The organism is Streptomyces sp. NPDC006610 (genome assembly GCF_040611575.1).
In the GTDB taxonomy this organism is placed as follows: Bacteria; Actinomycetota; Actinomycetes; order Streptomycetales; family Streptomycetaceae; genus Streptomyces.
In genome coordinates this window covers 131,580-150,133 of record NZ_JBEXOP010000004.1, presented here as the reverse complement: position 1 = coordinate 150,133, position 18,554 = coordinate 131,580, and the positions used below count along the sequence as shown (strand labels likewise).

The 18,554-nt window shown below is 70.2% G+C and carries 15 protein-coding genes; 6 read left to right on the top strand and 9 right to left on the bottom strand.

The features are described 5' to 3' along the window. Window positions 1-55: 55 nt before the first annotated feature. The 6 genes from ABZY13_RS05050 to ABZY13_RS05025 all read right to left on the bottom strand — a co-directional run bounded on the left by ABZY13_RS05050 (window position 56) and on the right by ABZY13_RS05025 (window position 8,451). Entirely contained in the window at window positions 56-2,086 is a 2,031-nt protein-coding gene (locus tag ABZY13_RS05050) for an acyltransferase family protein (RefSeq protein ID WP_356627484.1), read from the bottom strand. Between the two features lie 14 nt (window positions 2,087-2,100). Beyond that, the gene (locus ABZY13_RS05045; protein ID WP_356627483.1) at window positions 2,101-3,198 is read right to left on the bottom strand and encodes an NDP-sugar synthase; all 1,098 of its coding nucleotides are present in this window, start codon (window positions 3,196-3,198) and stop codon (window positions 2,101-2,103) included. Between the two features lie 15 nt (window positions 3,199-3,213). Continuing rightward, entirely contained in the window at window positions 3,214-4,443 is a 1,230-nt protein-coding gene (locus ABZY13_RS05040; protein ID WP_356627482.1) for a hypothetical protein, read from the bottom strand. Between the two features lie 21 nt (window positions 4,444-4,464). After that, window positions 4,465-5,916 (bottom strand): glycosyltransferase family 2 protein, encoded by a 1,452-nt coding sequence (locus tag ABZY13_RS05035; protein ID WP_356627481.1) that lies wholly within the window; start codon window positions 5,914-5,916, stop codon window positions 4,465-4,467. 244 nt (window positions 5,917-6,160) lie between these two features. After that, window positions 6,161-7,567: a glycosyl hydrolase gene (locus ABZY13_RS05030; RefSeq protein ID WP_356627480.1), complete on the bottom strand. Its 1,407-nt coding sequence runs from the start codon at window positions 7,565-7,567 to the stop codon at window positions 6,161-6,163. Continuing rightward, the gene (locus tag ABZY13_RS05025) at window positions 7,564-8,451 is read right to left on the bottom strand and encodes a hypothetical protein (protein ID WP_356627479.1); all 888 of its coding nucleotides are present in this window, start codon (window positions 8,449-8,451) and stop codon (window positions 7,564-7,566) included. The genes ABZY13_RS05030 and ABZY13_RS05025 overlap by 4 nt, the downstream gene beginning before the upstream one ends. Before the next feature lie 553 nt (window positions 8,452-9,004). Here ABZY13_RS05025 and rplM point away from each other — a divergent pair. The 3 genes from rplM (at window position 9,005) to glmM (ending at window position 11,566) form a co-directional block, all read left to right on the top strand. Further along, window positions 9,005-9,448: a 50S ribosomal protein L13 gene (rplM, locus tag ABZY13_RS05020; protein WP_276110719.1), complete on the top strand. Its 444-nt coding sequence runs from the start codon at window positions 9,005-9,007 to the stop codon at window positions 9,446-9,448. Between the two features lie 42 nt (window positions 9,449-9,490). Then, the gene (gene rpsI, locus ABZY13_RS05015; RefSeq protein ID WP_356627478.1) at window positions 9,491-10,003 is read left to right on the top strand and encodes a 30S ribosomal protein S9; all 513 of its coding nucleotides are present in this window, start codon (window positions 9,491-9,493) and stop codon (window positions 10,001-10,003) included. 204 nt (window positions 10,004-10,207) lie between these two features. Continuing rightward, entirely contained in the window at window positions 10,208-11,566 is a 1,359-nt protein-coding gene (glmM, locus tag ABZY13_RS05010; protein WP_356627477.1) for a phosphoglucosamine mutase, read from the top strand. A 39-nt stretch (window positions 11,567-11,605) separates the two neighbouring features. Here glmM and ABZY13_RS05005 read toward each other — a convergent pair whose 3' ends face one another. Beyond that, the gene (locus ABZY13_RS05005) at window positions 11,606-12,565 is read right to left on the bottom strand and encodes a DUF389 domain-containing protein (protein ID WP_356627476.1); all 960 of its coding nucleotides are present in this window, start codon (window positions 12,563-12,565) and stop codon (window positions 11,606-11,608) included. A gap of 48 nt (window positions 12,566-12,613) precedes the next feature. Next, on the bottom strand, window positions 12,614-13,582 hold the full coding sequence (gene coaA, locus ABZY13_RS05000) for a type I pantothenate kinase (RefSeq protein WP_356627475.1): 969 nt from the start codon (window positions 13,580-13,582) through the stop codon (window positions 12,614-12,616). A 230-nt stretch (window positions 13,583-13,812) separates the two neighbouring features. Between coaA and glmS the strand changes: the two genes are divergently transcribed. The 3 genes from glmS to ABZY13_RS04985 all read left to right on the top strand — a co-directional run bounded on the left by glmS (window position 13,813) and on the right by ABZY13_RS04985 (window position 17,023). Beyond that, window positions 13,813-15,660 carry a glutamine--fructose-6-phosphate transaminase (isomerizing) gene (glmS, locus tag ABZY13_RS04995; RefSeq protein ID WP_356627474.1) on the top strand — a complete coding sequence of 616 codons (1,848 nt, stop codon included), beginning with the start codon at window positions 13,813-13,815 and terminating at the stop codon, window positions 15,658-15,660. Window positions 15,661-15,699: 39 nt separating this feature from the next. Continuing rightward, window positions 15,700-16,071 (top strand): holo-ACP synthase, encoded by a 372-nt coding sequence (locus tag ABZY13_RS04990; RefSeq protein ID WP_356627473.1) that lies wholly within the window; start codon window positions 15,700-15,702, stop codon window positions 16,069-16,071. Between the two features lie 112 nt (window positions 16,072-16,183). Further along, entirely contained in the window at window positions 16,184-17,023 is an 840-nt protein-coding gene (locus tag ABZY13_RS04985) for an RNA polymerase sigma factor SigF (RefSeq protein WP_356627570.1), read from the top strand. 289 nt (window positions 17,024-17,312) lie between these two features. Here ABZY13_RS04985 and ABZY13_RS04980 read toward each other — a convergent pair whose 3' ends face one another. Continuing rightward, window positions 17,313-18,458 carry a hypothetical protein gene (locus tag ABZY13_RS04980; RefSeq protein WP_356627472.1) on the bottom strand — a complete coding sequence of 382 codons (1,146 nt, stop codon included), beginning with the start codon at window positions 18,456-18,458 and terminating at the stop codon, window positions 17,313-17,315. Window positions 18,459-18,554: the final 96 nt, after the last annotated feature.

The window sequence follows — 18,554 nt, the reverse complement described above, 5'->3', positions numbered from 1 at the left end:
GAACGCGGAGGGGACCCGCGGTGGCCACCGCGGGTCCCCCTGTGCTCTTTGCCGGTCAGCCGGCCAGGACCTCTTCGAAGGTCGGCTGGAGGTAGGGCGCCAGGGACTTCGAGTAGCTGCCCGACATGTGGCTGTAATCCCAGTAGACGACGTGTCCGCCGATCACCGCGGGGCAGTAGCCGTCGGCGCAGAACGCGGGGACCGTGTCGACGACGCGGGCCCCGTGCTCCTCCGCCACCTCCCGTTCCATGGTGCGGAACTCCGCGCGGTCGATGACGTTCTCGGCCTTCGGGCTGCACGAGGGCAAGTGGTCCGCGCCCTTCGCCAGGCAGTCCGGGACGCTGAAGCCCGGGAAGGGCGTGTCCGTCAGATAGACCAGGTCGGCGCCCGTGCCCTCGAGTGCCTTGAACGTCTTCGTGGCGCCCTCCCGGGTGGTGGTGTTCTGGACGCGGTTCGTGACCACGACGACGTCGGGCTTCGTCTTGGCGATGTGGTCGAGGGCGGTTTTCCGCCAGGCGTCGCACTCGGTGTACTCGCGGCCCAGGTCCTCACGGGTGATCTCATAGGCCTCGGGCGAGCAGCCGCTCTTGATGACCGTGACGACCTTGACGTTCAGTTCCCGCCCCAGCTCGTGGAACGCGTTGCCCCACTGGTAGGCGTGCGAGTCACCCAGCAGGACCAGGGTCCTGTCGGCTCGGGTGTCGCCGATGACGCACTCGTCGCGCAGCTCGAAGCTGGTGATGAGCAGGTCGTCGATGCAGCCGAAGTCGCCCCGGTCCTTGGGCGCGGCGAGCAGTGACTTCTCGCTGATCTCGGGGTTGATCCGCTTGCTCACGGCCGTCTTCACCGACTCGGTGCCCTCGAAGCCGAGTGCCGCGGCGCTTGTGCCGGTGGTGGCGAGCGACAGGTTGAGCGGGACGACGTGGAGGGCTACCACCATGGCGGCGACGGTGGAGGCCGTCAGCGCGCCACCGGTGACCACACCCCGCCAGGGGCTGAGGATGAGGCGCACGTTCTCCCGGAAACGCCGTTCGACCATGTAGTGCATGGCGATCGCAGCGAGGAGGGAGAGCACTGCCACGCGCAGACGGTCGGAGTAGGCGAATTCCCGCTCGACGATGCTCGGCCAGAGAATGAGGATCGGCCAGTGCCAGAGGTACCAGCCGTAGCTGACATTTCCGATGAAGTTGAAGACGGGGTTGTCGAGGATCTTCTCCGCGCCGAAGCGGGGAGCGGCGCAGCCACCCGCGATGACCAGCGCGGCGCCCAGCAGCGGGCCGGCCACCGCATAGCCCGGCAGCGGCGTCTCATCGGTGATGAGCATCGCCGTGACCAGCGCGAAGCCGAGTCCCAGCCAGGTGATGACCGTCGCGAGCCCGGTACTCATGCGGGAGAGGTACGGCGCGAACAGAGCGAGCAGGACGCCGAACGTGATCTCCCAGATGCGGGTGTGGGTGCTGAAGTAGGCGAGCGGCTGGTTCGTGGACGTGTAGGTGTGGCCCAGGTAGAAGGACCCGGCCACCACGACCATGAGGAAGAGACCCACCAGGAACCGGTTGCGGAAGACGAGCCGGCTGAGCCAGACCAGGGCCACGAGCACCAGCGGGGCCACGACGTAGAACTGCTCCTCGATGCCCAGCGACCAGAAGTGCTGGTACGGGGACTGGCTGCCGTCGTTGGCGAAGTAGTCGGTGCCGGTCTCGACGAGGCGCCAGTTGATGAGGCTCACGGACGCGCTGAGGCCGTCCGACATGTACTCGCGGAAGCGGAACGGGCTGACGTAGATCCAGGACAGGATGGCCGTCACGATGATGGTGATGGCCATGGGCGGGGCGATACGCCGGAAGCGGCGGGCCCAGAACTTGGTCAGGGACACCCGGCCGGTCTTGTCGATCTCGGCGAAGAGCTGGCCGCCGATGAGGAAGCCGCTCAGCACGAAGCTGATGTCCACGCCGCCGTGGATGTCGAGAATGCCGCAGTGCATGGCGACCACCATCATGATGGCGACGGCACGCAGGCCCTGAATGTCCGGCCGGTATTTGCGGAGACGCGCTGTCTCCTCGGCCGATGCGCGATGGCGGGTCACGGTTCTCCAGTACTTCAGTGGACCGTCGGGCAGGCGACAGCGGTCCCGCTGACGCGCACCCCCTGGGCGGGAATGCGGATGCCGCACGACAGCCGCAGCTGGGCGGGCAGCTCGTTCTCCGCGCCGACGTGCGTGTGACAGCCGACCACGGCTTCACGGAGGTGGGTGGCGCTGCCGATCGAGGAGTCGTGGTCCACCACGGACTCGTGGATGCGGGCGCCCTCGGCCACGGTGACGTTGCCGCCGATGATCGAGCGGTCGACGGTGACGTGCGCGCCGATGACGGCGTGCGGGCCGATCGTGGAGCCGCCCATGACGCGGGCGGTCGGATGGACGCTGGCCGTCGGGTGGATCAGGGCCTCGGCCGGCCGTCCCACGAGGGGAGAGGTCGCCCGGCCGGTGACCAGGTCGGCGGAGCCGTGCACGAACGCCAGGGGGGTGCCGAGGTCGCGCCAGTAGTCGTCCGTGGTGTGGCCGAACACACGCCGGCCTCGGGCCACGAGTTGCGGAAACGTTTCCTGCTCGACGGAGACCTCACGGTCGGCCGGGATGGCGTCCAGAACGGAACGGCGGAAGACGTAGCAGCCGGCGTTGATCTGGTCGGTGACGCACTCTTCGGCGGTCTTGGGCTTCTCCAGGAAGGACAGCACCCGTCCGTCCCCGTCGGTGGGCACGAGGCCGAAGGCGCGGGGGTCGGCGACGCGGGTCAGGTGCAGCGTCACGTCCGCGTCACGCTCCCGGTGCCGGCGGAGGATGGCTCGCAGGTCGACGCCCGACAGGATGTCACCGTTCAGGACGAGCACCGGGGCGTCGGCCGGGCCGTGCAGCAGACGGCCGGCGTTGCGGATGGCGCCGCCCGTACCGAGCGGCACGTCCTCGACGGCGTAGGAGATCTGCAGACCCTGGCCGAAGCCCTTGAACTCCTCCTCGAAGAGGCTGGCGAGGTACGAGGTGGCGAACACCACGTGCTCGACGCCCGCGTCCATCAGCTTGGCGATCTGGTGCCGGATGAAGGACGCGCCCGCGACACTGAGGAGGGGCTTGGGGGTGTGGTTCGTGAGGGGGCGCAAGCGGGTTCCCTTGCCGCCCACCAGAATGATGGCTTCTTGCATGATTGCCTCGCTCGGTCAGCTTGCGGTGTCGGTACCGGGGCCCGCGTAGTCGGACGTGAAGCACGACTTGACGGCCTTCTCGGTGAGAGGGCGTCCGGCGAAGTCCAGCCGGGAGGCAACCTTGTCGTCGGGGGCGTCGTTCGGGTCGTCGTCGAAGTAGATCGACCACCAGTACACGCCGCTCATCCGGCGTTCCTGGACGACCCGGCAGACGGCCTTGTACCAGTTGGCCTGCACCTGGGGGTTGACAGCGCGCTTGGTGGTGAAGTCGCCGGGGGCGTGGTAGGCGCCGTTCATGGCGCCGATGCCGGCCTCGGTGATGGTGATCTTCGGCAGAGGGCCGGTGGCCTTCTTGTTCAGCCACTCGTTCCAGCCGTCGACGAGCGTGTCCACCGACGCGTCGTCGGGGACCTTGACGGGGAAGTAGGCGTCGACGCCGAGGTGGTTCACGGGCATGGTGACCGGGCCACGGACGTATGCGTCCCAGTTGGCGTCGTAGGCGACCTCGCCGGCGAAGAGCGTCTCGGCGTCGTCCACGAGCGCGTCCCAGCGGGGGTCGCCCTCCAGCGAGTTCAGCTCGGTGCCGATGACGAAGGTCGCGGACTTCTCCTCGGCAGCCGCCTTCAGATAAGGCGTCACGAACTCGGTGTACGAAGCGAACCAGGCGTCGCGGTCACCGGGCTCGATGTTTCCGCGCCAGCCGCCGTTGTCCGTGTCGAGGGTCGCCTCGTCCATCAGCGGTCGTACGGTCGTGCGCAGTCCGGCCTTGTGGAAGATCTGCAGCACGCGGGCGAGCCGCTCGGGCGTGGGGGTCTTGTCCCCCCGGCTGATCTTCGTGGACTCGAGGTGGCCGGTGAAGAAGGGGAAACTCACGCTGACGGAGTTCGCGTGCAGGCCGACCAGGTAGTCGGAGTGCAGTTTGGCCTGCTTCTCGACGTACTCCAGGGGATGGTCCGGATTGTCCTCCCAGTAGAGCTGGACGCCCCACTGCGGCATGCCCTCCTTCCACTCCTTCGCCACCTTGGCGGTGCCGGCCGTGTCCGGGGAGGCGGGAACACCGGAGTCGTCGCCCCTCGGGGAGCCGTCGGACGACGAGGGCGCCTCGTCCTCGAGCACGAGGTTGGGCACCAGCGATCCGGACTGCCACCGCAGCGGATGGTCGCCGAGGACGAACGGCACCGCGACCACGAAGGAGATGACGGTGATGGGCAGCACGGAGAGCAGCGGCAAGCGGGCGCGCTTCATGAGATGTCGGTGTCTTCCGGGTCAGGCGGGCTTGGCGATGACGACGAACTTGTTCTCCTCGCGGCGGATGAACTTCATCAGCCCCTTGAAGCCGCCGAGCCCTTCGAGAAGGGAGAACAGGGGCAGCAGCAGGAGCACCGCGAACGGCTCCCACCACTTGCGCCTGCCGTTGACCGACGCGATCGCGTTGAGCCGCAGGCCCTCCCAGTACGCCCAGATCACATAGGCGAAGCTGATCGACCACAGCACCACCACCGACTGGGTCACCGGGGAGGTGTTCATGTCGTTGATGAGCCAGCCCGCCAGGAGGATGGTGCCGACGTGCTGCAGCGGGCCCAGGATCCAGCTGGTGACGCACATGGTCATGAACCAGCGGTAGCGCAGCGGCACCTTGCGGTTGAAGCACAGCGCGACCAGGCCCCAGGCCCAGCGCTCGCGCTGCTTGACGAAGTCCTTCATGTTGGCGGGCGAGGCGCCGTAGCAGCGGCCGTTGAACCAGTCGCTGCGGCCCGGGTACAGGCGGCAGAAGGTCAGTGCGAGCCGGGCGTCCTCGACGATCTCCTTCGGGCCGAAGTCCCAGCCGATCTCCGCCTCGATGGAGGCGCGCAGCACCAGCAGTTCGCCGTGCACGCCGGCCGCGGGGGTGCCCAGCCCGGTGAACGCGCGGAACCGCGCGATGTCGTCCGCGGGCCGGATGGCGTCGGCGAACCAGGTGAACATGTTCACCGCGTTCTCGCGCGGATAGGTCAGGATGCCCTGCGCCATGTGCTTGACCTCGTCGGGGGTCGCACGGCGCTGGCGGTTGATGAACTGGGCCAGGGACGAGGCGGTGTCGGGGCCGACGCCGGTGTCGTCGTCCATGTGCAGCACCCACACGTGGTCGAGGGCCTCGCCCTCCTCGATGCGCAGTTCGTGGGCGTAGTTGTTGGCGCGCGCCTTGAACCGGGTCCCGTTCCTCGTCTCGTACGCCTTGGGCACGGTCACCACGCGGATCAGCGGGTTCGTCGCGGCCAGCGCGTCGATCCGCTCGGCGGCCTCGCAGCCCTCCTCGGTGAGCACGTCGACCCGCATGTACGGGAACCACTCAGGGAGGTGCTCGACGTAGGAGAGGACGGACCTCTCCAGGGCCGGGTAGGTGTCGTGGCGGCCGATCGTGGGCACGAGGACGATCAGGAAGTCCTGCTCGACCAGCGCGGGCGGGGCCATCAGGTGGGCCTTGCGGGCCCGTCGGCGGATCAGCAGGAAACCCTGGAGCGACACCAGCACGCCGGGCACCGGCAGCGCCCAGCAGATGGTGATCAGCCAGGCGAGCGGCGAGTCGCTCGGCGTGTACGACCAGAGGCTGAAGAAGGTGAGGAACACCAGCGGAATCAGGAAGGGCATGATGCCCGGCTTCCACGAAGCCGTGCGCTTGGCGAGCTTCTGGTTGTGCCGCGAATGCGGCAGCCCCCCATCGAGCATTGTCGATGCCATGACGACTGCGGAACTCCCGTGAGATCGATAGTGCGTTGAGGCAACAGATCTCGGTCATGGCACGGCGCAGCGCGCCGCGACAGACTTGCTCCGGGTTTCTGCCCCCCCGAACGCCACCCTTGGCGTATCGGCACGCGCCGCTCAGATGCCCCCCCAGGCGCCCAAACACCATGCCGAACAGAGGCACGATTCTTGCATGACACATCGAATGCGTGAATGCCTGTGTGGATGATGTGTTCAAACGTTAACCAAGTTGGCTCTTGTGTAGTGACCTGAAGTCGAATCCGGCGTTCCGTTCGTTTCCGCCCGTGATGACCCGTGGTGAACCGTATGTGCGTTTGACGTCGTCGCCGGTGTTCCGTCCCGTCGGCTCGGAGAGGTTGTCGTACGTCAGCGACTGACCCCACACCGTCCACAGCACCCACGGCGTCCTCGACAGGGTGTCCGGCTGGGCCGCGTTGAGCGGAACGTGGAAGGACTCGGTCACCGCGCGCGGTCGGTCGTACCGTTCGAGGCCCCGGTACCAGACCTCGGTCCACGCGCCGCCGCCGAACGGCCGCTGCGGGCGGTCGCTGTAGTCGTCGACGCCGACGACGTCGACGTACCGGCCGCCGGGGTAGTAGGGGTGGGGCGTCCTGCCGTAGCGGCCGTCCCAGGAGTTGGGCGCCCAGACGAAGAGCAGGTTGTGCAGGCCGCGGCGGTTCACCAGGTAGTCGTACGACAGCCGCCACAGCCGGTGGAACGCGGCCGGGTCCTGGCCCGCCCACCAGAAGCCCTTGCCCGGTGCGGTGTTCATCTCGTGGTACGGCCGCAGCAGCACCGGTACGCCCTGATCGGCGAGGTAACCCAGGTGGTCGGCGAGGAATCCGAGGTCGTACAGCAGTGCCCCGTGCTCCGCCGTGCCCTCGGTGACGACCCGGGTGAACCAGCCGGGGTCCCGGGCGGCGGGGGAGTCGCGGTGCATGGTCTGCGCGAAGCCCTTGACGGGGCTGCCGGGGTAGGGCTGGTGGAAGGAGAGGCCGACCACGCCGGCCGGGCCGCCGCCGTTGTGCGGCAGGGACACCTCGGCGCCGGACGCGCACTCGGTGTGGGCGCCCGAGGGGCGGTGGGAGCCGTCGCCGGCCGGCCGGGGCAGTCCCGCCCACACGCCGACCGCCAGGTCCACGGCGTCGTCGACGTAGCCCCACTGGCGGGCGCATCCGGTCCACGCGCGCGAGTACGGGCGGGACTCGCCGACCGCCCAGCCGGGATGGCCGTAGCCGGGACCCAGGTCCAGCTCGACGAAGGCGGGCAGGCGGCCGGTGATGTCCCGGGCCTTGCGGTAGTAGTAGCCGGGCTGCTTGGTGCCGCGGTGGTCGCCGTACTTCGGGTTGTAGCGCTCGTTGTGGAGTTCGACGTGCTGGCCGATGAGGGTGCGGCTGGGGCGGCCCCGGCGGGCGTCGTTCTCCAGGCCGGCGAGGAGGGCGTAGACCCGGCGGGCGGCGGGGGTGGCCCGGGGGTCGCGGCTGCGCAGGTCGGTGGGGACGGTCCCGTCGGCGGGCCGGTTTCTGTCGTCCTCTTCCGGCCAGGCCCACAGGCCCAGGGGGGCCAGGACCGCCGCCCCGGCGGCGGCTGCGAGCAGGGCGCGGCGTCCGCGTATGTCCGCCGTCACTCGCTCGCCGCGGCCGACGCCTGGGCCTCGCCGCGGCGGCGAATCTGGCGGAACGTGAACTCGGCCAGGTTGTCGCCGGCGGCGAAGACGGCCGTGTCCTGCTGGGTGACGTCCTTGCCGTCGGTGAAGCCCGCGATGGTGAAGTAGGCGTACCGGCCGTAGGCGTTGGTCGTGGAGCGGCAGACGGCGCCGTTGCAGAAGGCGCCCACGCCGCCGCCGGTGAGCGACTTGACGATGCTCTTGTCGTCCGCGTCGTCCTTGGCCTTCGCGGCCTGTGCCTCGGTGTCGAACACCGCCACGCCGACGGTCACCGCGATGCCGTCCTCTGTATAGGTGACGCGCAGCAGGCGGGTGCAGCCGTTGTCGTTCAGGACCTTCGGGAGCGTGCCCTGGACGGCGGTCGCGCAGCTCTTGGTGTCGGCGGTCGGGCCCTTCTTGTACACCGTCTCGCCCATGGTGAGCTGGGTGCCGGGGAAGAGGGTGTCCGCGCCGAGCGGGGCGGTGTCCTTCTTCTCGCTGGAGACGAAGTCCTTCGGGTCCAGCGGGGGCGGGGCGCTGGTGGGCTCGAACGACGGGATCGCGGTGGTGGACTCGGACGGGATGTCCGCGGTCGCGGGGAGCCGGCCCGACGGGTCGCCGGAGGCCTCGCTGTCGCCGTTCGCCGAGACGACGGCCACCGCGACGGCGGCGCCTATCGCCACGGTGGCGAGGGCGCCGCCCCCGATGAACAGCAGCCTGCGCCGCTTGTTGCGTGCCTCGGACGCCTCGGCGAGCGCGGCCCAGTCCGGGGTCTGCCCGGCGCCGCCGTCGTTCCACGGCTGCTGCGAATGCGGTTTCCAGGGATCCCACTGAGACGGGGGTCCCCCCTGCTGCCCGAAGCTCATGGGGCGCATCTTAGACGGGGGTTGGGGGAGGGGGGTCCGGACGGCCGGGGAGGGGTGGCGGCACGGTGCTGCGGGGGTGTGGACGGGTGCGCCCCGTGCTCGTCCGGCGGGTGGGATCGAGGCCGGGCGGCCCCCGGACCCCGCTCCGGGAGAGTGGGGACCCGCCGTGGGCCGCGGCCCCTCGCACCCGGGCCCCGGGTCCCCGGGGCGGTCCCGCTTCGCCGGACGCGTCCGCGATGTTCCCCCGTTCGGCGGTTGATCTTCCGGGCGGGGGTGTGGCGGCGGTGTGGGTCCGAGGGCGGTTTTGAGGGCGTAAAATCGGGGTGGCCTGCTGGGGCGTCCCGTTTTGACCCCTGGAGGGCCGTGCAGGTACTCTGCATGTTCGTTGTGTATTGGCTTGCTCATTCTCACGGGACGGGCCCTTACACCGGTCCACCGGGCCGATGACCAGCGACCAGCACGCGGTTTGCGTCACCGCAGTGCGGTCTAGGCTGTCGTGATCGTTTCGGTGACCTTGTCTAGGACCATTCACTCGAAGCGAAGGCTACGAACCGTGCGTACGTACAGCCCCAAGCCCGGCGATGTGACGCGCCAGTGGCACGTCATTGACGCTCAGGACGTCGTCCTGGGCCGTCTCGCCACCACCGCCGCCACCCTTCTGCGGGGCAAGCACAAGCCGATCTACGCGCCGCACGTAGACGCTGGTGACTTCGTCATCATCATCAACGCGGACAAGGTGCACCTGTCCGGCAACAAGCGGACCCAGAAGATGGCCTACCGCCACTCCGGCTACCCGGGTGGTCTGCGCTCCGTCCGCTACGACGAGCTGCTGGCCAAGAACCCCGAGAAGGCCGTCGAGAAGGCCGTCAAGGGCATGCTCCCCAAGAACACCCTGGGCCGTCAGATGCTCTCGAAGCTGAAGGTCTACTCGGGCGACCAGCACCCGCACGCTGCCCAGCAGCCGGTGCCGTTCGAGATCACCCAGGTCGCGCAGTAAGTCCGGCCACCCCCTAAGACCGTAGAGAATCTGAGGAGAATCGTGGCCGAGACCACTGCCGAGCAGCCGCTCGAAGAGCTTGACATCGACAGCTACACCACCGAGTCCGAGGTTCCCGTCGAGGGCGAGTACACCTCGGAGTCCCTGGCCTCCCGCTTCGGCGACCCGCAGCCGGCCGCCGGCCTGGGCCGTCGCAAGAACGCCATCGCCCGCGTCCGGATCGTCCCGGGCACCGGCAAGTGGAAGATCAACGGTCGCACCCTCGAGGACTACTTCCCGAACAAGGTGCACCAGCAGGAAGTCAACGAGCCCTTCAAGGTGCTCGAGCTCGAGGGCCGCTACGACGTCATCGCCCGCATCGCGGGCGGCGGCGTCTCCGGTCAGGCCGGCGCCCTGCGTCTCGGTGTCGCCCGTGCGCTGAACGAGGCCGACGTCGACAACAACCGCGGCCCGCTCAAGAAGGCCGGCTTCCTCCGTCGCGACGACCGTGCGGTCGAGCGCAAGAAGGCCGGTCTGAAGAAGGCCCGCAAGGCTCCGCAGTACAGCAAGCGCTAATCCCGGTCGCCTACGGGCCAAGGCCAAGCGCTACTCCGAACGCCCCGGCGGCACGCCTCAGTGCCGCCGGGGCGTTCGTTTTCTCACCGGCACAGGCGTATAACGGCACAAGATGCCTGAAGGCTTGTGTGATCGGATGGCCGGGCGGGCCGTACCGGACCGGCCGAACGGTTTCCGGAACCGCAGCTTTTCTCAGGAGGACAAGTGGGACGACTCTTCGGCACCGACGGCGTGCGCGGTGTCGCCAACGCGGACCTGACGGCCGAAATGGCGCTCGGCCTGTCCGTCGCGGCGGCGCACGTGCTGGCCGAGGCGGGCACCTTCGCAGGCCACCGGCCCCAGGCCGTGGTCGGGCGTGACCCGCGGGCGTCCGGGGAGTTCCTGGAGGCCGCCGTGGTCGCGGGCCTCGCCAGCGCCGGCGTGGACGTGCTCCGGGTCGGCGTCCTGCCCACCCCCGCCGTCGCGTACCTCACCGGCGCGCTCGGCGCCGACCTTGGCGTGATGCTCTCCGCCAGCCACAACGCCATGCCCGACAACGGCATCAAGTTCTTCGCCCGCGGCGGCCACAAACTCCCCGACGACATCGAGGGCCGCATCGAGGCCCTCTACGAGGAGCACCGCACCGGCGCCCCCTGGGACCGCCCCACCGGCGCGGGCGTCGGCCGGGTCCGCGAGTACGCCGCCGGCGCCGACGAGTACGTCGCCCACCTCCTCGACGTACTGCCGAACCGGCTGGACGGCCTGCGGATCGTCCTGGACGAGGCGCACGGCGCCGCCGCCCGGGTCTCCCCCGAGGCGTTCGCCCGGGCCGGCGCCGACGTGGTCACGATCGGCGCCGAGCCGGACGGCCTCAACATCAACGACGGATACGGCTCCACCCATCTGGGACGCCTCACGGCCGCCGTCCTGGAGCACGGCGCCGACCTCGGCATCGCGCACGACGGCGACGCCGACCGGTGCCTCGCCGTGGACCACACCGGCGAGGAGGTCGACGGCGACCAGATCCTCGCCGTGCTCGCGCTGGCCATGCGGGAACGCTCGGCGCTGCGGTCGGACACCGTCGTCGCCACCGTGATGTCGAACCTCGGATTCAAGCTCGCCATGGAGCGCGAGGGCATCCGGCTGGTGCAGACGGCGGTCGGCGACCGTTACGTCCTGGAGGAGATGAAGGAGCACGGCTTCGCCCTCGGCGGCGAGCAGTCCGGGCACGTCATCGTCCTCGACCACGCCACCACCGGCGACGGCACGCTCACCGGGCTGCTGCTCGCGGCGCGGGTCGCGCAGAGCGGCCGCCGGCTGCGGGAGCTGGCCGGTGTGATGGAGCGGCTGCCGCAGGTGCTGATCAACGTGCCCGACGTGGACAAGTCCCGGGTGAAGACCTCGGCCGAGCTCGTCGCCGCCGTCGCCGACGCGGAGCGGGAGCTGGGCGCGACCGGGCGGGTGCTGCTGCGGCCGTCCGGGACCGAGCCGCTGGTGCGGGTGATGGTCGAGGCCGCCGACATCGACCAGGCCCGGTCGGTGGCGGGGCGGCTGGCCGACGTGGTGAAGTCCGCCCTGGGGTGAGGCGGGAAGGGGGCGGGTTCCGCGGGTTTTCCCGCCCTCTCATTTCCGGAGGGCGTGGTGGGACCGGCCCCGGAGGCGGTCGCGCTGCTTCGACCACAGCCACTTCTGGGTGAGCAGGGTCAGGGTGCCCGCGACCAGGATGCCGAACAGGTTGAGCAGGAGCTGCTCCGTGGAGCCCCACGTCTGGGCGGTGTCGCCGTAGCTCAGGGCGACCGCGGCGTTGGCGGCGGCCGGGACGGTCGTCACCGAGATGGCGACGCCGACCAGGGCGCCGGACTTCGCGGACGTCAGGGAGAGGGTGCCGGCGGCGCCGGCCAGGACCGCCACGACGAAGGAGAACCAGTCGGGGGCGTAGACGAAGCCGGTCTGCGGCCGGTCCGCGTCCAGCCGCTCCTGGGTGAACAGGCCGACGGCGTCCATGAAGAGGCTGAAGGCGACCGTCACCGCCATCGCCGCCGCGAAGCCCACCAGCAGCGCGATCAGCGAGCGCAGCGCCAGCCTGGGCCGGCGCTGCACCACGGAGGTGGAGATGCCGGCCAGCGGGCCGAACTCCGGTCCGACCGCCATCGCGCCCACGATCAGGATGGCGTTGTCCAGCACCACACCGCACGCGGCGATCATCGTGGCCAGCGTGATGAACGCCAGATAGGTCACCGAGAGCGTCGACTCCTCGTGCGTCGCCTCGGTCAGGTGCTCCCACAGCACCGCGTCGGCGGCCTCGCCCGGCGCGTCCTGCTCGGCCCGCTCTGCGCGGTCGGACAGCGAGAGGTCGATGTTCTCGACGGCGATCGACCCGCTCCGGTCGAGGCCCAGCTTCTGCAGCCTGCTGAGCAGCTCGTCGCCGGCCTCCCGCGCCACGTCGCACAGGACGACGTCCCCGGCGGGGTTGCGGGCGGCCCCCGGCAGCACGACGAGATGCGTGGTCCCGACCGTGTCCTCGATCAGACGGACGGCGTCGTCCGTGGTGCCCGGCGGGGTGATCAGGCGCAGATGCAGCATGGCGGCAGCGTAGCGGCCGCCGCCCGGCCCCCTTTCGGCCCGTCGTGGTCACAGCTTGCGCAGGCTCAGGCGCTGCACCTTGTGGTCGGGGCCCTTGCGCAGGATGAGGGTGGCGCGACCGCGGGTCGGGGCGACGTTCTCGGTGAGGTTGGGCCGGTTGATGGTGAGCCAGGTGGTGCGGGCGTAGGCAAGGGCCTCCTCCTCGGAGACCTGGGTGTACTTCCGGAAGTACGAGGACGGGTTCTGGAACGCCGTCTCCCGCAGCTTCTTGAAGCGGTCGAGGTACCAGCGCTCGATGTCCTCGGTGCGGGCGTCGACGTAGACGCTGAAGTCGAAGTAGTCGGCGAGGCCGACGCGGGTGCGGCCGTCCTTGCCGGGCAGGGCCGGCTGCAGGACGTTCAGGCCCTCGACGATCAGGATGTCCGGGCGGCGCACCACGAGCCGCTCGCCGGGCACGATGTCGTAGATGAGGTGGGAGTAGACGGGCGCGGTGACCTCCGCCTTGCCCGCCTTGATGTCGGCGACGAACCGGGTCAGGGCCCGGCGGTCGTACGACTCGGGGAAACCTTTCCGCGACATCAGGCCGCGGGCCTCCAGCTCCCGGGTCGGCAGCAGGAAGCCGTCCGTGGTGACCAGCTCCACGCGCGGGTGCTCGGGCCAGCGGGACAGCAGCGCCTGGAGCAGACGGGCGACGGTGGACTTGCCGACCGCGACCGAGCCGGCGACCCCTATGACGAACGGGGTGCCGGACTGCGACCCCTGCTCGCCGAGGAAGGTGTTCAGCGCGCCGCGCAGTCCGTCGGTGGCGCCGACGTAGAGGTTCAGGAGCCGGGAGAGCGGCAGGTAGATGTCGCGGACCTCGTCCAGGTCGATGACGTCGCCGAGCCCGCGCAGCTTCTCGACCTCCTCCGCGGTGAGCGGCAGCGGCGTCTTGTCGCGCAGCGCGCTCCACTCCGAGCGGGTGAGGTCGACGTAGGGAGTCGCCTCCGGCCTGGGCCGGTGGGCGCTCCGGGGCATCGGGGAGACCGGAGAGATCACAGTCCATTGTTAACGGAGTTTGAACGGGGCGGCGGGTGGGGTGCGTCACGGTGGAGGCGGGTGGGGCGCGCCAGGGGCGGAACGGGCGGGGAGGGGTGCCGGGTGCGGCCCAGGGTCGCCGGGTGCGGCTTCGTACCCCCGTGGGAATTTCCGAAATCGGGCAGGAGAAGCCGGGTTGGGGCACGGGATCGGACGTAGGGTGCCGTTCCATGTGCGGAATCGTGGGATATGTGGGAGCGCGGTCGGCGCTCGACGTCGTCATGGCCGGACTGAAGCGGCTGGAGTACCGGGGGTACGACTCGGCGGGAGTCGCCGTGCTCGCCGACGGAGGGCTGGCCGCGGCGAAGAAGGCAGGCAAGCTGCTCAACCTGGAGAAGGAGCTGGTGGAACGGCCCCTGCCGACCGGCGGCACGGGGCTCGGCCACACCCGGTGGGCCACGCACGGCGGCCCCACCGACGCCAACGCGCACCCGCACCTCGACAACGCCGGACGCGTGGCCGTCGTGCACAACGGAATCATCGAGAACTTCGCCGCCCTGCGGGCCGAACTGGAGGAGCGGGGCCACGCCCTGGCCTCCGAGACCGACACCGAGGTCGTCGCCCACCTGCTCGCCGAGGAGTTCTCCTCCTGCGCCGACCTGGCCGAGGCCGTGCGCCTGGTGTGCCGGCGGCTGGAGGGGGCGTTCACCCTGGTCGCCGTGCACGCCGACGAGCCGGACGTGGTCGTCGGCGCGCGGCGCAACTCGCCGCTCGTGGTGGGCCTGGGGGAGGGCGAGGCGTTCCTCGCCTCCGACGTCGCCGCGTTCATCGCGCACACCCGGTCCGCGATCGAGCTGGGACAGGACCAGGTCGTCGAGCTGCGGCGGGACGGGGCGACGGTGACCGGCTTCGACGGCCGGCCCGCCGACGTGCGGTCGTACCACGTCGACTGGGACGCCTCCGCCGCCGAGAAGGGCGGCTACGACTACTTCATGCTCAAGGAGATCGCCGAGCAGCCCAAGGCGGTCGCCGACACCCTCCTCGGCCGCGTCGACGCGGCCGGCTCCCTGACCCTGGACGAGGTGCGCATCCCCGCGGGCGTGCTGCGCGAGGCCGACAAGGTCGTGATCGTGGCGTGCGGCACGGCCTTCCACGCCGGGCTCATCGCCAAGTACGCGATCGAGCACTGGACGCGGATCCCCTGCGAGGTGGAGCTGGCCAGCGAGTTCCGGTACCGCGACCCGATCCTCGACCCGCGGACCCTGGTCATCGCCGTCTCCCAGTCCGGGGAGACCATGGACACGCTGATGGCGCTCCGGCACGCGCGCGAGCAGGGGGCGAGGGTGCTGGCCATCTGCAACACCAACGGCTCGACGATCCCCCGCGAGTCCGACGCGGTGCTGTACACGCACGCCGGGCCCGAGGTGGCCGTCGCCTCCACCAAGGCGTTCCTGACCCAGCTCGTCGCCTGCTACCTGGTCGCCCTCTACCTGGCGCAGGTGCGGGGCGCCAAGTGGGGCGACGAGATCCGGGCCGTCGTGCGGGACCTCGCGCGGATCTCCGGCGAGGTCGAACGGGTCCTGGAGACCATGGAGCCGGTGCGGGAGCTGGCGCGGTCGCTGGCCGGGAAGGACACGGTGCTGTTCCTGGGGCGGCACGTCGGCTATCCGGTGGCGCTGGAGGGGGCGCTCAAGCTCAAGGAGCTGGCCTACATGCACGCCGAGGGGTTCGCGGCGGGCGAGCTGAAGCACGGGCCGATCGCGCTGATCGAGGACGACCTGCCGGTCGTGGTCGTCGTGCCCTCGCCGCGCGGGCGGTCCGTCCTCCACGACAAGATCGTGTCCAACATCCAGGAGATCCGGGCCCGCGGGGCGCGCACCATCGTCGTCGCGGAGGAGGGCGACGAGGCGGTGGTCCCGTACGCCGACCATCTCATCCGCGTCCCGGCGACCCCGACGCTGCTCCAGCCGCTGGTGGCGACGGTGCCGTTGCAGGTGTTCGCCTGCGAGCTGGCCACGGCGCGCGGGAACGAGGTGGACCAGCCGCGCAACCTGGCCAAGTCGGTGACGGTGGAGTGACCCGGTTCGCCGCGGTGCGGCGACCGTAGGGTGCTCTCCATGAGCATCATCGGGGTCGGCATCGACGTTGCCGAGATCGAGCGGTTCCGGGCGTCGCTGGAGCGGACGCCCGGACTCGCCCAGCGGCTGTTCCTCGAGAGCGAGCTGCTGCTGCCCGGCGGCGAGCGGCGCGGCGTCGCCTCGCTCGCCGCGCGGTTCGCCGCCAAGGAGGCCCTCGCCAAGGCGCTCGGCGCGCCCGCCGGACTGCACTGGACCGACGCCGAGGTCTACGTCGAGGACAGCGGGCGGCCCCGGCTGCGGGTCACCGGGACGGTCGCCGCCCGGGCCGCCGAACTGGGGGTGCGGTCCTGGCACGTCTCCCTCAGCCATGACGCCGGAGTCGCCTCGGCAGTCGTGATCGCGGAGGGCTGAGAAGAAAAACGGATCCGTTCGGTCATATTCCGTGAAAGCCCGGGTACACGCGCTCTGCCGGGCCGGATCGGTCGGAGCGGCTGAGGAACAGGGAGGGCCAGACGTGACGGCGATGCAGGTGCGTACGGACCGTGAGCAGACCCAGGCCGAGCTGCCGCAGGTCGGCGACCCGTCGGGGATCGCGCCGAAGGACGCCCGTCAGCTGTCGAAGCTGTTCTTCGAGCAGCTCGCGGTGCTGGAGGAGGGCACCCCCGAGTACCAGTACGCGCGCAACACCCTGATCGAGATGAACACCTCCCTGGTCCGCTTCGCGGCCGGCCGGTTCCGCAGCCGCGGGCCCGCCGAGATGGAGGACATCGTCCAGGTCGGCATCATCGGGCTGATCAAGGCGATCGACCGGTTCGAGCTCTCCCGCGAGGTGGAGTTCACGTCGTTCGCCATCCCCTACATCGTGGGCGAGATCAAGCGGTTCTTCCGCGACACCTCCTGGTCCGTCCATGTTCCGCGCCGTCTCCAGGAGGCCCGCGTCCAGCTCGCGCGCGCCACCGAGGAACTGCGCTCCCGGCTGGGCCGCAACCCCACCGTCAAGGAACTCGCGCAGCTGATGTGCCTCACCGAGGAAGAGGTCAACGAGGCGCGCGTCGCCGCCAACGGCTACAACTCCGCCTCCCTCGACGCCGCCATAGGCGCCGAACCGGACGGGGAGAGCGTGCTGGCCGACTTCATCGGCGCCGAGGACGCCGCCCTGGAGCTGGTCGAGGACTTCCACGCCCTCGCCCCCATGATCGCCGAGCTGGACGAGCGGGAACGGCGCATCATCCACTGGCGGTTCGTGGAGGAGCTGACGCAGGCCCAGATCGGCGAACGGCTCGGCTGCTCCCAGATGCACGTCTCCCGGCTGCTGTCCCGCACGCTCAAGAAGCTGCGTGAGGGGATGCTCACCACCGAGTGATCGCGGGTGCCGCCGGTGAACGCCGGTGGCACCGGTGGCGCGGCTCGCGAGAGTCACGCGGTGACGGCCTCGCCGGTCATGCGATATGCTGATCATCAGTTGGCCGCCCCGAGTGGGTGAGACCGGCTACGCGTTGGTGGTCCAAGGAAAGACGCCCCACTTCCTGTGGGGAGATGCAGGTGCAAGGCCTGCCCGGCGCTCCGCAACGAGCCCCGCCCTGTTCTCGGGCGGGGCTCGTCCCGTTCTCCGGTTGCGCCTCCGCTGCAGAGTCGATGACCGGCTCAGCGGCTCAGCAGATCGACTGACTGCTGTTCACCAGCGTGTTGTTCCTGAACGTCGTGTTCGTCCCGCACGGGCTCTCCCGGATCGCCGAGTTCGTCACCGTCAGGTTCTGGATCGTGATGTCGGAGTTGTTCGGGAACTCCGAGCGGGCCGCCAGGCGGATCTCGCCGCCGCCCGTCACGCTGCCGCTCTGCGCCGCGATGTTCACGTTGTAGCAGTTCTCGACCAGGATCGCGTTGCTGCCCGTGCTCGACAGCGTCACCCGGTCGATCACCGCGCCGCCGCTCTCCGACACGCAGAACACGCCCCGGCCGCCGCCGCGCGCCACGACCTCGCCGACGCGGATGTTGGTCGGGTAGCCGCTGCCCACCCGCCCGTTGCGGTTGGCCATGCGGAAGGCGGCGTATCCCGTGCCGGTGCCGGCGTTCTCCGCGTCCACCCTGGTGACGCTGGCGTTGATCGTCTGGTTGAGCAGCAGGCCCGACTCGCCCACGTTGCGCGCGGTGACCGTGCCGACGGTCAGGCCGTCGACGCCGTACGTCTCCACCGCGTGGCTGGAGGCGCCGGAGACGTACACGTTGTCGATGCGGACGTTGCGCGTCCACTGGGTGGTGTCGCCCCGGTTGTCGATCCGCACGCCTAGCCCGGATGACAGGCGCATGTCAATCTGACCGAGCGTCGCGTTGGTGACGTTCCGCAGGAAAATGCCGTACAGGGGGGTGCCCGTGACGTTGAGGTGCTGCACCTCGACGTCACGAGTGCCGCGCGAGTACACCGGCGCCTGGTCGCCCGTGCCCGAACCCGTGACGTTGATCGTGCCGCAGACGTCGAGGACGGTGTAGCTCGGCAGGGAGATGCGGTTGGAGGCGGGGACGGAACCCGAACCCCGGACCACCACCCGCTGCTTCGCCGTGCGGCCCGAGGTGAGGTTGTTGATCGCCGTCTGCACCGCCGTGCGCATGTCCGTGCCGGTGTAGACGGTCGTGCTGCCGCGCCGTGCGGTCCAGGTGCTCCCGCTCAGCACGGCCTCCGCGTGGTACGTGCCCTCGCCGCAGCCGGCCGCCGCGGCGGGCGCGGGCGCGGTGAGGGTGCCCGCCGTGGCCAGCAGGGCGAGACTGCCGGTGGCGGCGAGAAGTGCGGCTCTGCGTCCCATGAGAGTCCGTTCTCTTGTCGAACCGGTTCGGAGTGAATCGATTCATGGGTGGGGGAGGGTGAGTTTGGCAACGGGTGGGTAACGCGTCAACGGGTG